This is a genomic window from Sulfitobacter sp. M22 (genome assembly GCF_021736025.1).
Lineage (GTDB): Bacteria > Pseudomonadota > Alphaproteobacteria > Rhodobacterales > Rhodobacteraceae > Sulfitobacter > Sulfitobacter litoralis.
Genome location: NZ_WMEC01000001.1, coordinates 3,029,487 through 3,044,001 on the forward strand (window position 1 = coordinate 3,029,487; position 14,515 = coordinate 3,044,001).

16 protein-coding genes and 3 pseudogenes are annotated in these 14,515 nt (G+C 54.7%); 15 read left to right on the forward strand and 4 right to left on the reverse strand.

Going from position 1 to position 14,515, the window contains the following annotated elements; translation table 11 throughout:
• The first annotated feature begins 6 nt into the window (after nucleotides 1-6).
• The 8 genes and pseudogenes from GLP52_RS14930 (at nucleotide 7) to GLP52_RS14965 (ending at nucleotide 7,732) form a co-directional block, all read left to right on the forward strand.
• Nucleotides 7-1,023 carry a DNA-directed RNA polymerase subunit alpha gene (locus GLP52_RS14930; protein ID WP_093731788.1) on the forward strand — a complete coding sequence of 339 codons (1,017 nt, stop codon included), beginning with the start codon at nucleotides 7-9 and terminating at the stop codon, nucleotides 1,021-1,023.
• Between the two features lie 132 nt (nucleotides 1,024-1,155).
• Nucleotides 1,156-1,575: a 50S ribosomal protein L17 gene (rplQ, locus tag GLP52_RS14935; RefSeq protein ID WP_005849785.1), complete on the forward strand. Its 420-nt coding sequence runs from the start codon at nucleotides 1,156-1,158 to the stop codon at nucleotides 1,573-1,575.
• A 138-nt stretch (nucleotides 1,576-1,713) separates the two neighbouring features.
• Nucleotides 1,714-3,084 carry a trypsin-like peptidase domain-containing protein gene (locus GLP52_RS14940; RefSeq protein WP_237271229.1) on the forward strand — a complete coding sequence of 457 codons (1,371 nt, stop codon included), beginning with the start codon at nucleotides 1,714-1,716 and terminating at the stop codon, nucleotides 3,082-3,084.
• 4 nt (nucleotides 3,085-3,088) lie between these two features.
• Nucleotides 3,089-3,853, forward strand: a pseudogene (locus GLP52_RS14945) (AAA family ATPase); the annotation flags it as partial.
• Nucleotides 3,854-4,297: 444 nt separating this feature from the next.
• Complete coding sequence (locus GLP52_RS14950) at nucleotides 4,298-5,512, forward strand: IS256 family transposase (RefSeq protein ID WP_237271230.1); 1,215 nt, start codon at nucleotides 4,298-4,300, stop codon at nucleotides 5,510-5,512.
• Nucleotides 5,513-5,556: 44 nt separating this feature from the next.
• Nucleotides 5,557-6,510 carry a tyrosine-type recombinase/integrase gene (locus tag GLP52_RS14955; protein WP_237273579.1) on the forward strand — a complete coding sequence of 318 codons (954 nt, stop codon included), beginning with the start codon at nucleotides 5,557-5,559 and terminating at the stop codon, nucleotides 6,508-6,510.
• A complete protein-coding gene (locus GLP52_RS14960; RefSeq protein WP_237271232.1) occupies nucleotides 6,507-6,857 on the forward strand; it encodes a hypothetical protein in 351 nt (116 codons plus the stop codon). Before GLP52_RS14955 ends, GLP52_RS14960 begins: the two co-directional genes overlap by 4 nt.
• Nucleotides 6,854-7,732, forward strand: coding sequence for a hypothetical protein (locus tag GLP52_RS14965; protein WP_237271233.1), 879 nt, complete (start codon nucleotides 6,854-6,856; stop codon nucleotides 7,730-7,732). The genes GLP52_RS14960 and GLP52_RS14965 overlap by 4 nt, the downstream gene beginning before the upstream one ends.
• Here GLP52_RS14965 and tnpC (GLP52_RS14970) read toward each other — a convergent pair.
• From tnpC (GLP52_RS14970) to GLP52_RS14980, 3 genes are read right to left on the reverse strand one after another with little or no spacing between them, the layout of a single operon-like run.
• The gene (gene tnpC / locus GLP52_RS14970; protein WP_237271146.1) at nucleotides 7,725-9,251 is read right to left on the reverse strand and encodes an IS66 family transposase; all 1,527 of its coding nucleotides are present in this window, start codon (nucleotides 9,249-9,251) and stop codon (nucleotides 7,725-7,727) included. The genes GLP52_RS14965 and tnpC (GLP52_RS14970) overlap by 8 nt on opposite strands.
• Before the next feature lie 54 nt (nucleotides 9,252-9,305).
• Nucleotides 9,306-9,659, reverse strand: coding sequence for an IS66 family insertion sequence element accessory protein TnpB (tnpB, locus tag GLP52_RS14975; RefSeq protein ID WP_237271145.1), 354 nt, complete (start codon nucleotides 9,657-9,659; stop codon nucleotides 9,306-9,308).
• Nucleotides 9,656-10,051: a transposase gene (locus GLP52_RS14980; protein ID WP_237271144.1), complete on the reverse strand. Its 396-nt coding sequence runs from the start codon at nucleotides 10,049-10,051 to the stop codon at nucleotides 9,656-9,658. Before GLP52_RS14980 ends, tnpB (GLP52_RS14975) begins: the two co-directional genes overlap by 4 nt.
• Before the next feature lie 291 nt (nucleotides 10,052-10,342).
• Between GLP52_RS14980 and GLP52_RS14985 the strand changes: the two genes are divergently transcribed.
• From GLP52_RS14985 to tnpC (GLP52_RS19685), 6 genes and pseudogenes are all read left to right on the forward strand, one after another.
• Nucleotides 10,343-11,197: a hypothetical protein gene (locus GLP52_RS14985; protein WP_237271235.1), complete on the forward strand. Its 855-nt coding sequence runs from the start codon at nucleotides 10,343-10,345 to the stop codon at nucleotides 11,195-11,197.
• Nucleotides 11,182-11,418: a hypothetical protein gene (locus GLP52_RS14990; RefSeq protein ID WP_237273580.1), complete on the forward strand. Its 237-nt coding sequence runs from the start codon at nucleotides 11,182-11,184 to the stop codon at nucleotides 11,416-11,418. The genes GLP52_RS14985 and GLP52_RS14990 overlap by 16 nt, the downstream gene beginning before the upstream one ends.
• Nucleotides 11,419-11,513: 95 nt before the next feature.
• On the forward strand, nucleotides 11,514-11,894 hold the full coding sequence (gene tnpA, locus GLP52_RS14995) for an IS66-like element accessory protein TnpA (protein WP_219436719.1): 381 nt from the start codon (nucleotides 11,514-11,516) through the stop codon (nucleotides 11,892-11,894).
• Entirely contained in the window at nucleotides 11,891-12,238 is a 348-nt protein-coding gene (gene tnpB / locus GLP52_RS15000; protein WP_219436718.1) for an IS66 family insertion sequence element accessory protein TnpB, read from the forward strand. Before tnpA ends, tnpB (GLP52_RS15000) begins: the two co-directional genes overlap by 4 nt.
• Nucleotides 12,239-12,351: 113 nt before the next feature.
• A pseudogene (locus GLP52_RS19680) lies at nucleotides 12,352-13,095 on the forward strand (IS66 family transposase); the annotation flags it as partial.
• Between the two features lie 52 nt (nucleotides 13,096-13,147).
• A complete protein-coding gene (gene tnpC, locus GLP52_RS19685) occupies nucleotides 13,148-13,915 on the forward strand; it encodes an IS66 family transposase (protein ID WP_443069444.1) in 768 nt (255 codons plus the stop codon).
• A 21-nt stretch (nucleotides 13,916-13,936) separates the two neighbouring features.
• Here tnpC (GLP52_RS19685) and GLP52_RS15015 read toward each other — a convergent pair whose 3' ends face one another.
• Entirely contained in the window at nucleotides 13,937-14,272 is a 336-nt protein-coding gene (locus tag GLP52_RS15015; RefSeq protein WP_237273354.1) for a transposase, read from the reverse strand.
• Nucleotides 14,273-14,359: 87 nt separating this feature from the next.
• Here GLP52_RS15015 and GLP52_RS15020 point away from each other — a divergent pair.
• Nucleotides 14,360-14,515: pseudogene (locus GLP52_RS15020) on the forward strand (transposase domain-containing protein); the annotation flags it as partial.

The following is a 14,515-nucleotide window of genomic DNA, read 5'->3' on the forward strand; positions in this document are numbered from 1 at the left end:
GGACGTATGATCCACAAAAATTGGGCTGAATTGATTAAGCCACAGCAGTTGGACGTGAAGCCGGGCAATGACCCAGCACGTCAGGCGACTGTCATTGCCGAGCCGCTCGAGCGTGGCTTTGGTTTGACAATGGGCAACGCGCTACGCCGCGTTCTGATGTCGTCGTTGCAAGGCGCTGCCATTACTTCCGTACAAATTGATAATGTTTTGCACGAATTTTCGAGCGTTACTGGCGTTCGTGAAGATGTCACCGACATCGTTCTGAACCTCAAAGGCGTTTCGCTGCGCATGGAAGTCGAAGGGCCAAAGCGCCTGTCGATCTCTGCCAAAGGCCCAGGTGTTGTCACTGCCGGTGACATCTCTGAAAGCGCCGGTATCGAAATTCTGAACCGCGATCACGTCATCTGCCACTTGGATGACAATGCTGACGTTTACATGGAACTGACGGTTAACACCGGCAAGGGCTATGTTGCGGCAGATAAGAACAAGCCAGAAGATGCGCCTATCGGCTTGATCCCGATCGACGCCATCTATTCGCCGGTCAAAAAAGTGTCCTATGACGTGCAACCGACCCGCGAAGGTCAGGTGCTTGATTATGACAAATTGACGATGAAAGTCGAGACCGACGGGTCCATCTCACCTGACGATGCCGTGGCATTTGCCGCGCGGATCCTGCAGGACCAGCTGGGCATTTTCGTTAACTTCGACGAGCCGGAATCCGCATCGCGTCAAGACGACGACGACGGTCTGGAATTCAACCCGCTGCTGCTGAAGAAAGTAGATGAGCTGGAATTGTCTGTCCGTTCGGCAAATTGCCTGAAGAACGACAACATCGTCTACATCGGCGATTTGATCCAGAAGACCGAAGCAGAAATGCTGCGCACACCGAACTTTGGCCGCAAATCCTTGAACGAAATCAAGGAAGTGTTGTCGGGCATGGGTCTGCACCTTGGCATGGACGTCGAGGACTGGCCGCCGGACAACATCGAAGACCTCGCGAAGAAGTTCGAGGATTCGTTCTAAGAGATTTGACGGGTGGGGTTGTTCCCGCCCGTCAATACGACCGGGCACCTGCCCCAAGGAGAGTTGGCGCTACGCACGCCAACCAGACAAAGTAAAACCGCCCGTAGAGGGCATCAAATTGGAGACTAGAAAATGCGTCACGCACGTGGTTACCGCCGTCTGAATCGTACACATGAACACCGCAAGGCGTTGTTCTCGAACATGGCGGGCTCGCTCATTGAGCATGAGCAAATCAAAACAACCTTGCCTAAGGCAAAAGAATTGAAGCCAATCATCGAAAAGATGATCACATTGGCAAAGCGCGGCGACCTGCACGCGCGTCGTCAAGCTGCAAGCAAGCTGAAGCAAGACCAGTATGTCGCGAAATTGTTCGACATCCTGGGCCCACGCTACAAAGACCGTCAGGGTGGCTATGTCCGCGTCCTGAAGGCCGGCTTCCGCTATGGCGACATGGCACCTATGGCCATCATCGAATTCGTAGATCGCGACCGCGACGCGAAGGGTGCAAACGATAAGGCACGCGTCGCGGCCTATGAGGTTGCCGAAGACTAAAGCCATCAGCTTTTTTCGCGAATTTTAAAAGCCCCTGCCTGCGCAGGGGCTTTTTGCATTTATGCCTTCGGCGAGGATTTAGACCCATTTGGAACATGGGTGTTGCGCAAGCGCAAAGGGCTGCGCATATCTGAGGGTATGAGAATACTCCTGATACTGCTGACCATCTTGTCCTTTCCCGTCGCCGCGCAGACTGTGCCTAGTTCGCCCGCGCAGGTCCAGTTGAGCTTTGCGCCGTTGGTGCGCGAAGCGGCTCCGGGCGTGGTGAACATCTATGCGCGTACCATCGTAGAGCAAAGCCGAACGCCGCTGCAGGCGGATCCGTTTTTCGAACGGTTTTTCCGCCGGCCCGATTCGGGGAGACCGCGTGTCCAGAACTCTCTTGGGTCCGGCGTGATCTTGTCTGAGGACGGGATTGTCGTGTCGAACTATCATGTCGTTGGTATGGCCACCGACATCCGCATCGTACTGGCCGACAGACGCGAGTTCTCGGCCACTGTGTTGCTGAGTGATGCTGAAAGCGATTTGGCGATCTTGAAGATTGATGAAGTGGCCGGGCTTGCCCATCTGCGGTTGCGCGACAGTGACACGGTAGAGGTAGGGGAGCTTACGCTTGCAATCGGCAACCCTTTCGGGGTCGGGCAAACCGTAAGTAGTGGCATTGTGTCCGGCCTTGCGCGATCGGGCGGGATGAACGGCGGCGGGCAGGGGTATTTCATCCAGACCGATGCGCCGATCAATCCGGGCAATTCGGGCGGTGCTTTGATAGATGTGCAGGGGCGGTTGATCGGAATCAATACCTCTATTCTGACCCGGTCGGGCGGGTCCAATGGGATCGGCTTTGCTATTCCGGCGAATCTGATCGCGGCGTTCATGACGCAGGCGCGCGACGGGGCGGCTGAATTTACCCGTCCGTGGGCGGGGATGAGCGGGCAGCCAGTCGATGGGGATATGGCCGGCCCCTTGGGGTTAGATCGCCCCGGTGGCATCATCGTGTCGGGAATGCATTCGGCAAGCCCGTTTTTGCAGGCAGGTGTGGCTGTGGGCGATGTGATCACCGCCGTTGACGGTCAAGAAGTCCATACCCCCGCCGAGATGATCTACCGCATGAGCGTGGCGGGCATGGGGGCGCAGGCGCGCGTTACCCGACTTCGGGATGGCAAAACGGCTGAGGTCGCTGTGGCCTTGATCGCAGCACCAGATGAACCGCCGCGACAAACGCTGGCGCTGGATGAAAGTAGCCTTTTGCCGGGGTTAACGCTCGCGCGGATCAACCCCGCGGTAATGGCTGAATTGAACTTGCCGCTTGAGGTGACCGGTGTTGCCGTGATGGATAGCGGGCCCTATGGCGCGCGCGTCGGCTTGCGACAGGGTGACGCGATCCTCGCGGTAAATGGCGCAACGGTCGCAACGCCTGCCGACGTGAGCGACCAGATGGCAGGAAGCCGTCAGGTGTCGATGGTGGTACAGCGCGGCGTGCAGCGACTGTCGCTGCAGTTCCGAGTGTAGCATAATGGCGGATCTATTTGGCTCTGACGCGCCTGTTGTAGAAAGCGGGCACCGCCCACTGGCGGACAGGTTGCGTCCACGAAGTTTGGCCGAGGTGATCGGCCAGTCGCAGGTGTTGGGCGCGGATGCGCCGTTGACTGTGATGTTAGAGTCGGGGTCACTGGGATCTTTGATTTTCTGGGGGCCGCCTGGCGTCGGGAAAACGACGATCGCACGGTTGCTTGCGGATGAGACAGACCTGCATTTCGTCCAGATCAGCGCGATATTCAGCGGCGTGCCCGAGCTACGCAAAGTCTTTGATGCTGCGAAAATCCGGCGGCAAAACGGGCAGGGCACCTTGTTGTTCGTCGATGAGATCCATCGCTTCAACAAGGCACAGCAAGACGGGTTCCTGCCTCATATGGAGGACGGGACGATCTTGCTCGTCGGGGCCACGACTGAGAATCCGTCTTTCGAGCTGAACGCTGCTGTCTTGAGCAGGTCGCAGGTTCTGGTGCTTGAGCGTTTACTTCTGTCTGATCTGGAACGTATGGCCCAAAGGGCCGAAAAAGAGCTCGGGCGGGGCCTGCCCCTGGATGGCCCTGCGCGGGAAAACCTGCTGGAGATGGCCGATGGCGACGGGCGTGCCCTGCTGAACCTGATCGAACAGGTCGCCGCGTGGAAGGTGGACGGAAAGCTTGACGGTAAGGCGCTGTCAGCGCGTCTGATGCGCCGCGCGGCACAGTATGACAAAGGCGGCGATGCGCATTATAACCTCATATCACATTTAACCCTACAGCTTGTGAGTTGAAAAATACCCAAACTGAGACTGCGAAAACAATTGCCGAACGTGGGTATTTTTATGCATCCAAATATCTCATACTGTTGATGCTGCGTTATATACCCGATCAGCTTGCAGCCAATTTGAGGCAGAACATGGAAAAGTTTGAGGTTGTTACAGCCGACGTTGACCATCAAGGCATGCTAAGAACAGTGAAAATGATACGAGACGCTTCGACGCTGGTGCCATATTTCCCAGCGTCTATATGGCTCTTGCATCAATACCACCACAAACCGCGAGGGTACGACCAGTTAGCTCATCGGGTCGCCAATTTTTTAAACTTTGCACGACTACATGGGGTAGAGCCGCTCGAAGTAGATAGATATTTTTGAGAGTGTCCGATCTTCTGTGTAACTGCGATCTGGTCCATGCTTCCTGAGAGGAGCAAGGACGATGACCATATCCGAGGAACTGCTGGACGAACTACTGAAGGGCTGCGAGCGGCCTGAAGACCTGCTTGGCGATGCCGGTCTAATGAAAGAGCTCAAGATCAAGCTGATGGAGCGAATGCTCGGTGCTGAGTTGACGTCACATTTGGGCTATGAAGACGGCAAGGATGCCCCGCCTGATCAGACCAACCGTCGCAACGGGTCATCCGCCAAGAGATTGAAGGGGCAAGACGGCGAACTGCCTATCGCTGTGCCACGGGACCGGGACGGTAGCTTCGAACCTGAACTGGTGAAGAAGGGTCAGACCCGCATTGATGGGATGGATGACAAGATCATTGGCCTCTACGCAGCCGGTCTGACGGTCCGCGATATCCGTGCTCATCTTGAGGACGTCTATGGCCTGCAAGTTTCGCCAGACTTGATCAGCCGCGTGACCGATGCGGTGCTGGATGAGGTTCGGGAATGGCAGTCCCGGGCGCTGGACCGGATGTATCCCATCGTCATTTTTGACGCTCTACGGGTCAAAATCCGTGACGCCGATAGCCGCATGGTCAAGAACAAAGCCGTCTACGTGGCCCTTGGCGTCAGCAAGGATGGCGTGCGCGAGGTTCTCGGTCTTTGGATCGCTGACAACGAGGGCGCCAAATTTTGGCTCTCCGTGATGACAGAGCTTAAGAACCGTGGGCTGCAAGACATCCTGATTGCGGTCGTAGACGGTCTCAAGGGCTTCCCTGATGCCATCACAGCAGCCTTTCCGGACACGACCGTGCAAACGTGCATTGTCCATCTCGTGCGCCACTCGTTGAACTTCTGTGCCTGGAAAGATCGCAAGGAAGTGGCCGCTGATCTACGGCGGATTTACAGCGCCCCTACAGCCGATCAAGCTGGTTTGGAGTTGGATGCCTTCGAGGAAAAATGGGCCGGAAAATATGCCTCCATCGCACCGGCCTGGCGCAGGGCTTGGCAGGAAGTGATCCCGTTCTTTGCTTTTGATCCCGCCATCCGAAAGATCATCTACACCACCAACGCAATTGAAAGCTTGAACCGTGTAATCCGCAAATCGATTAAGACGCGGGGATCGTTCCCGACCGAAGACGCAGCCACGAAGCTGATCTACTTGGCGATCCGCAAGTTTGAGAAAGGCGGCCGAAATGTTCGAGAATGGTTTGCGGCCCGCAATCATTTCGCCATAATGTTTGAGGATCGCTTCAATGCGTGACTGTATCTAAAACCCGCATGGGCCAGACCAGATACACAAAGTTCATGACACTCCCATATTTTTTGGAGGCGTACTGTGACAAGCATCTCTACCGTGAAAAAGGCTTGGCTGCTTCCACAGTTCAACAATACCATGGTTCCATCGCAAAGTTCTACAAGGGTATGGAGAGTCTGGGTTTTGTTGAAAAAGGTATTGAAGTCACGGAATTCATAAACAGGGAACTCCAAGAGGACATCAAACTTGTTGAAGGTGTGAAAAACTCTCTGGATCCATTCAACCTCTACGCAAAATATCTTAGCCCCAAAGACTTCGATACGCTTGCAGGCCACGTCACAAAAAAGAGTGCGAGGCTGCGAAAGCGCGATGAATTCATTCTTCGGGTTGCTTACGAAACGGGGTGCCGCGGCTCCGAAGTTGTTGATCCTGACAACTTCAGTATCCGACGCATTAGGAGTGGGCTGAAGAGGGCTGAGGAAGAGCAAAAGAGTGAGTTTCTCTATGCTATTAAGGGAAAGGGAAAAGGCTCGGGAAAGGTCCGCAAGATCTCATTCCCCACCGCTTTGGCGAAGGACATCATGCGATATGTCTTAACTTTCAGAATACCTGGCGATATTGCATTTGGATCGATTCAGAATACCAGTCTCAGTAGTTCGTATCCTTCCAAGTTATATAAAGAGTGCAAGGATGCCATCATTTTGAATGGCAACGCGACGACCCCTAATCTTGATCTATGGATTAGGCATCTACAAACTCGGACATTTCATGGCCTCAGACACAGTTATGCGACAGATCTTGCGAACCGGCTTCGGGCCCTGAACGAAAGCTACGAACTGCTGAGGGAGAGAATGGGACACGTGAGTATCGATACCACGCGTATATATATCAATTTCGAGATACTTCTACATGGCAACCCAGAACAGCAGAATACGGCAATGGTGAATCCTATACCTGCTTTTAGCGAAGAATGTCACGATGAATTCACGTCTGAGGAAGCATGACCGATCGATCCGCTTTCAATGAGAAACCAGGGCGTCTTGATGATCAGGTCGGTGAGGTTGGTGATTATGCTGCAGAATATCGGGATAATGTTCAGAGTATTTCTGGGTCCCTAAAAGGAGTGGCGAGGTTTGGAATAGATCCTCTTGGTTCTCTGCATGAGGTCGAGGTGCCAGCAAAGCTACGAACTCATCGATATATTGAACCGATGGTGGCAGCGATAAACTCGGTGGAATCAGGTATTACACCGACTGGAGCGGCAAGATATAGAAGAGTATTTCAACACTTATTGAAGGTTGCAGGCGATGAGGCTGACCTGATTGGAGGTTTTTCGGGCGAGTACTTTTGAAAAGATTGAAGTCTGAGCTGATTTCCGAAAACAGCGTCGTGTCGAACATGGATGACGCAAGGAGGTTGTTCAGAAAGGCAGCCGAAGCAAGCGGCGATGTGAAGGTAAGGCGTGAAATTCGAGCAATCGTTGGGGGCAGTGGAGCGAAGGGCGTAGACGCCGGCTATTGGCCTGTGCTGCGCGCGGTGGAGCGGGAGCCGACCAAATCTTTGGAAGATATATTTGGTGGAGATCTACCTTACACTAACGAGAGATATATCGACGCCCTGATCGACTATGGGTCCGCTTTTATTCGTGCGTGGTCGGAAATTAGAAGACGGCTCCGAACTGAGCACCCCGACTTATACGCCAGTATCCTCGAAACCGTGAAGAGGATCGGTGTAGAAAGCCTTCGGGATATTGAGAAAAAGAGAACATATAGCAAGAAGGTGTCTGCGCGGAAGGATGACTGGCTTGAACTGCTAAAAATCAACATCGAGATTCTCGTGGTGATGGATGATCCTTTTCTCAATATGATTGCTATGGCTCAATATCGGAATACGAGTGATTTTGATCAGTTCGTCGCTGCGGTCGATCTTCCTGTTAACGGTGCAGCCGGCTTTGCGAAGGAGCTCTTGACGGAAAAAGGACCGCAATCCCAGCCGAAGACCCAATGGTCCATATGGAAGGCAGGAAAACACGAAGCTTCCATTTCGAGCCGGCTCAAATTTTCATTGCTCGATTTCCTCGGCCCATCGCTTGAGGAAGAGACATGCCTCACTTGGCTTTTATCTTCCCGAAGGATTCAACTATCTAACAGGGATCGTCTCAAGCGGTTCCAAATTAATGAAGATGCGAAGTCCTTTGTAAGCGGTGCGCCGATCCCACCTATTTAGCGTAATTCCATGGTAGCAGATCGTTGATCTGGCTTTGTTTGTGGCCTGCGACGATGGCAGTGAACGTATCGGCCAGATAGGCATGCGGATCGACACTGTTCAATTTGCAGGTCTCGATCAAGGAAGCGATGACGCCCCAGTTTGAGGCTCCGGCGTCGTGGCCAGCGAAGAGTGCGTTCTTGCGGTTCAGAGCGATGGGACGGATCGTGCGTTCCACTGCGTTACTGTCCATTTCGATGCGGCCGTCAGTCAGAAACAGGCACAGTCCATCCCAGTATTTTGCGATGTATTTGAGAGCTTCGCCCAAAGGGGCTTTGGCAGACAGCCGCGCGCGGTTGGTCGTGAGCCACTCCTCAAACGCGACGATCAACGGTGCCGATTGGTCTTGCCGTGCTGCCAATCGCACCTCGGGTGCCAGACCCCGGATATCCTTTTCGATCAGGTAGAGCGCAGCGATCTGTTTCAGCCCGTCTTCGGCGATGGGGGCAGTGCCAGATTGTGCAACTTCGTGCAGTTTGCGGCGTGCGTGGGCCCAGCAGTAGGCCAAGACGACATTGTCATCGGCGCGTTTGAGTAAGCGGTTATACCCGGCATATCCGTCCACTTGGAGGATGCCAGAGAAGCCTTTCAAAATGTCATCTGCATATTGGCCGGAACGCCCGGGCGCATATGTAAAGGCAACGCCCGGTGGTGCCGCTCCACACCAAGCCCTATCATCGCGGGCCAGTGCCCAGAAGTAACCAGTTTTGGTTTTACGTCTACCCGGATCAAGCACTGGTGCTCTTGTTTCATCCATGAAGAGTTTGGTTGAGCATTTGAGGTCAGCCATTAACGCATCGAAGACAGGGCGTAGCTCATAGGCCGCTTTGCCAACCCATCCCGCGAGGGTGGAGCGATCCAGATCGATCCCTTGGCGGCTGTAAATCTGTGCCTGGCGATACAGTGGCAGGTGATCCGCATATTTGCTGACAAGAACATGCGCCACCGTTGCCTCTGTCGGCATGCCGCCTGGGATCAGGCGCGCTGGTGCAGGCGCTTGCACCACACCATTGGTGCAGGATCGGCAAGCATACTTTGGGCGGCGGGTGACGATCACACGGAACTGGGCGGGGATGATGTCGAGGCGCTCAGACGTGTCCTCACCAATTACATGGCGCTCACCACCGCAGCCGCAGGTCATATTATCGGGCGCAATTACCTCTTCAATGCGGGGCAGATGCTTTGGCAGTGACCCACGATTGGTGTTGCGCGGTTTTGCCGAGCGCGATGCAGGCGGATCAAGCGCTTCGTCTTCAGCATGAACCATAGCCATCGAGGTTTCAATGTCTTCAAGTGACAGCTCAAATTGCTCGGGATCGGCCTTCTCAGACTTTGCGCCAAACAGCGCACGTTTGAAGTCAGATACCAGTTTCTCCAACTGATCAATACGATCCTGCTTGCGCAGATTGCGATCCTCTGAGGCGACAAGCAACGCCTTCAGGGCCTCAACATCATTAGGGAGATCAACTGGTTTTGACATGGGGAATGACTACCATTTCCTGCAGCTCAACACCTCTGCAAAAGACAGCCTGATTCACTCTGCCGCAGTCGGCGGACGCACTGATAAAGCCCTTACTTTGCGCCAGTCTAAACCCGAGAAAAGTGCTTCAAACTGGGCATGGTTTAGCGACATCAGACCATCTTTGATAGCGGGCCACGTGAAGGTTTGTTCCTCCAATCTTTTGTAAGCCATGACCAAACCAGTGCCGTCCCAATACAGCAACTTCAGCCGATCTGCCCGCTTTGAGCGGAACACAAAAACTATCCCGGTGAACGGGTCCTTGCGCAACTCGTTTTTGACAAGCGCTGCCAGCCCATCATGACCCTTGCGGAAGTCCACCGGCTTGGTCGCGACAACGATCCTCACTCGGTTTGATGGGAACATCATGAGAGCGCATTCAAGGCGCGGGCAATCTCGGCAATGCGCGCCGCCGATGTGCCTGCATCCAATCGCACAGTGACACTCCCACAAATCAGATCCAACGGCGACGGCGGCTCAGGGTCAGGTGTCGCCTCAACATCTTCGCGCACAACCAACGCTGCAAAGCTTGGTTCCTCGGTCACAGCGGGCAGAACCAGTTTGCCCTCGCGCGCCATGCGTCGCCATTCCGATAAATGATTGGCCCGCATGTCATACCGCCGTGCCACAGCGCCAACTGTCGCACCTTCCACCAACGTCTCGGCCACGATCTGTGCCTTCACCGCATCCGGCCAACGGCGGTGACCACGCGGCCCCACCACCAAATCAATGTTACTGAGAAACTCCGTTGAGCGCTCCATGGAGAAACTCCCTGATAATCCATCCGTCAGGGCTGAATCTCAGATCGGGGACTCACAAGGAAGGTGGGGTGGGCGCACCGCTTACAGTCCTTTTGGATTAGAAGTTACAAGGGACGTAACGGTGTCGCTCAGAATCTGAGCGTACGTAAGAACACTAAGTTCGGTCGGGCGCTGAGGGTATTCTTACGGGAATATGATCAAAATCCGGTTCGAAATGCTGAGTTTGAATATCTGGCATCTCCTTATAAGCAAGTAACGAGCCGCTTCAATTGTACATGGAACTTTCATCACTTGGCGTTTAGCGGCCATCAAGAAGGCCTGAGTATTTACGGGGCCTCAGACGCCAATCTCAAGGTGCTCAAGGACATGTATGCCGTCGTTACGGAGTCTCATCGCCGCGCTGCCAAGGCACGCTACGATGGCAAAACCGGAAACTTACACTCGAAAAATTTAAAGCCCTCGGCGATTTCTCAGTCGCATGTCTATGCGGAGGAAGCTAAGCGCGGCGCGTTCGCCAAGTCTGCTACAATGGACAAAACATATGACCGTGAGGATACTGATGAAAATACGCGTGACGCTCTAAACCAATTTCACACGCCAGAAGTTCGTGAGAACGTATACCGGGCTCGATCAAGGGACAAGAAGCAGCTACGGAAGGGCAGGGCGTTTGCCATAGCGGTATCAGCGGAGATGGTAAGCGTTGCTGAAGATATCATTGATGGTTGGGAACGCAACACAAACAAGCTTTCGGTCGCTGCACTAATTGACGTTATCGGTTTGAGAGGCTCCACTTCAGATACCCCTCCCGAAACGATCCTTGCTGCCGCCAAGGCAGAAAAATTTATCATCGAAAAGAGCGGCTTGATCAAAAAGAATGGTACAATCTATCTTTTTGATTCCGGTCTCACAGCTCGCATGATGATGGAAGAAATACGCCACATCGAGGGAGAGCTGGAAGGCCTGTTCAGAACGCAGGATGTAGACAAAGCCCTCAATGCATGGACGAAGCTCTGCTTCTTGGAGTTGCTGTTAGAACGCTTCAGTGCCGTCAGTCTTAAGGATGCGTCGGAAAAATACGGGCACCTTGAAGGTAAGATACCGCACGCGCCGACTTCTGAAGGGGGTAACTCGTGGATCGTAGAGTAAGGGGCATGGGGATCACAGCGGACCCCGATATTGCTTGGGTGACTAAGGGTGCCGCTCCAATCGAGGCTTCGAGCAGATACTTTGACGATGTCTGGGCCATTCATCATATCGATAGTGATATAGTTTACAACGTTGATTTCAAATCTCGTTTTGGTGATATTAATAATTGGCAGCGGCAAGTAGCAAAGAACATTATATTTTTGCGTTGTGTGGAAACGTAACCGCTCGATTGGCACCGCCTGCCTGATCCTGGCCTTTTGTTCTAAGAGACGTGTTTAATGACGTCGTTAACGACGTGTCTTAGGCGGGGTGTGTGATGCGGGGTGAAGTTCTGGGGTTTGAGCGTCGGCGGCGATGGAGCGATGATGAGAAGATCGGGATCATCATGTCGGTCGGGGTTGATGGTGCCTCGGTGACGCAAGTTGCGCAGCGCCATGATGTAACTCGCCAGCAGCTTTATGCCTGGCGACATGATCTGAAGAAGAAGGGGCTTTGGTCTCCAGACGATGGGGCGCTCTTTATCCCTTTGGATGTCGCGCCTGATCCTTGCGTTCCAGTCATACCTGATCTGGCACCTAACCTATCGGAGCCCACATCAATAGAACTGCGTTTGCGCAGTGGACGCTGCCTCTGCTTTGACAGCACAATGGACCCAGGCGCGCTGGTGCAGTTGATCCGAGCGGTGGAGGCGGCATGATCGGTCCCGGGACTGGCGTTCGTGTGTATTTGGCTTGTGGTGTCACAGATATGAGGAAGGGCATCGCAGGCCTGTCGGCGCTGACGCAGGATGTTTTGCGCCAGAAGCCGACCAGTGGCGCAGTGTTTGCCTTCCGCGGGCGCAGGGGTGACCGGATCAAGCTTTTGTTCTGGGATGGTCAGGGCTTTTGCCTCTATTACAAAGTGCTTGAACGGGGCCGCTTTCCTTGGCCTACCGCGACAGAGGGTGCGGCGCGACTGACCTCCGCGCAACTGGCGATGTTGTGGGAAGGCATGGATTGGCGCAGGCCGGATTGGGGCGCACCACCGGCTCGCGTCGGGTGAATTACACGTCTGAATAGCTTTGTTTTTATGGTGCCTATGCACTGGGTATGGTAGGTTTACCCATGTCCATTGATACGCAAAACCTCCCTGATGACCCTACCATTTTGAAGGCAATGATCGCTGCTTTGCAGGCTGAGAATGCCAAGATATCGGCCACTTTACGGGTCCATGATCAACTGGTTCAGGCGCTGCGCTTGCGGATCGCCAAGTTGCAGAAACTGGCTTTTGGCAAATCTTCGGAAAAGATCGAACGCGAAATTGAGCAGCTGGAACTGGCACTGGAAGACCTGCTTGTGGCTGTTGCCGAAGGGGACGATGGCCTCATCGACGAAGGGCATGATGAACCATCACCAGACACTGCCGATGCGCCCGCTTTGCGCCGTCGGCCACGTGTCTCAGATGCGACCACGCGCGAACGCCGCGAACTGGACCCCGGTAGCTGCTGCCCGGACTGTGGCGGCGATCTACGTGTGGTAGGTGAGGATGTCAGCGAACTGCTGGATATGATCGCTGCGCAGATGAAGGTCATCCAGATCGCCCGGATCAAGAAGTCCTGTCGTCGCTGTGAGAAGATGGTGCAGGAACCCGCACCGAGCCGCCCGATCCCGGGCAGCATGGCGGGGCCAAACCTGCTTGCGCATATTCTGGTCTCCAAGTTTGACGATCACCTTCCACTCTATCGCCAGCACGAGATCTTCGAGCGTATGGGCGCGGACATCCCCGAAAGCACGCTGGTCGGCTGGTGCGGACGCTCCATGAAGACCTTGTCGCCGTTGATTGAACGGATTGAGGCTGACATCATGGGCAGCGACCTGCTGCACGCAGATGACACACCGATCCGGGTGCTGGACCGCTCAAAGCGCGACAAGGGTCTTGGCAAAGGGGTCAAGCAAGGCCGGATCTGGGCCTATGTGCGCGACCAACGTCCTTGGGCGGGGGCATCGCCACCGGGGGGCCGTCTATCGATTTGCACCGAACTGGAAGGAAGAGCACGTTCTCAGCCATCTGGCGGATGCACGTGGCATCCTTCAGGCGGACGGTTACAAAGGCTATGCCAAGCTTTACCTGCCTGATACGGGTGGCGTGCCGCGTTTACGAGAAGCGGCCTGTTGGGCCCATCTGCGGCGCGACTTCCATGACTTCTGGACATCAACCAAGTCCGAGATCGCCCGCGAGGCGCTCGACCGGATCGGAAAGCTCTACGATATCGAGCGCGACATCAACGGCAAAGCTGCGGACGCCCGATATGCCGCGCGCCAAAAGCTGAGCCAGCCAAAGGTCACAGCCTTCTTCGTCTGGTCAGAACAGCAACTCCTGGGCATTCCGGGCAAGAGTGATTTGGCTAAAGCGTTCCGCTATGGTCTGAGCCGTCGAGACGCCTTCAGCCTGTTCCTGACCGACGGGCGTGTAGCAATAGACAACAACCCCGCTGAACGTGCCCTGCGCCCAATTGGAGTAGGACGGAAAAACTGGCTCTTTGCAGGGGCAGACACAGGCGCAGAAACTCTCTCACGCGCCATGACCATCATCGAAACCGCCAAGCTGAACGGCCTTGATCCGCAGGCCTACCTTGCCGATGTCCTCGACCGCATCCACGATCACAAGATCAACCGGCTGGACGAGTTGCTGCCTTGGAACTGGGCACCAGCGGATACCGAGAACAGTCAAGCTGCATAAGCTGCGGTATCAATGGTGCGGTTACCGTCCATCCGACAGCGTGATGTCCACGCGCTGCGCGCTGACGCAACAAGGCGGATCTCTCATGTCACGCGCAGGATCGGCGCTTTCCAGCGGTGGCGCATCAATCTCGATGGGGAGGAAAATGCTCTCAACCACGGCATCAGCGGTAGATACGCCGCCCTCTACAGGAGCAAATCGAGGGTCTTTCAGCCACTTGAAAATCAGGTTCGCGTTCATGGAATAGCGTCGCGCAACCTGTGCAACGGAAACGCCCTCTGTCAGCGTCTGCGCGCAAATCGTGCGCTTCTCGTCATCCGACCAGACACGCTTCTTCAAGCCCTTCTTTCCCGCCATAACCAACCTCAAGATGTCCACTACCGATAGTGGACACTATCACCCACTCCATCTCGTAGGCATGGCAGTCACACCGGACGGATACTGACCATCATCGAAACCGCCAAGCTGAACGGCCTTGATCCGCAGGCCTACCTTGCCGATGTCCTCGACCGCATCCACGATCACAAGATCAACCGGCTGGACGAGTTGCTGCCTTGGAACTGGGCACCAGCGGATACCGAGAACAGTCAAGCTGCATAA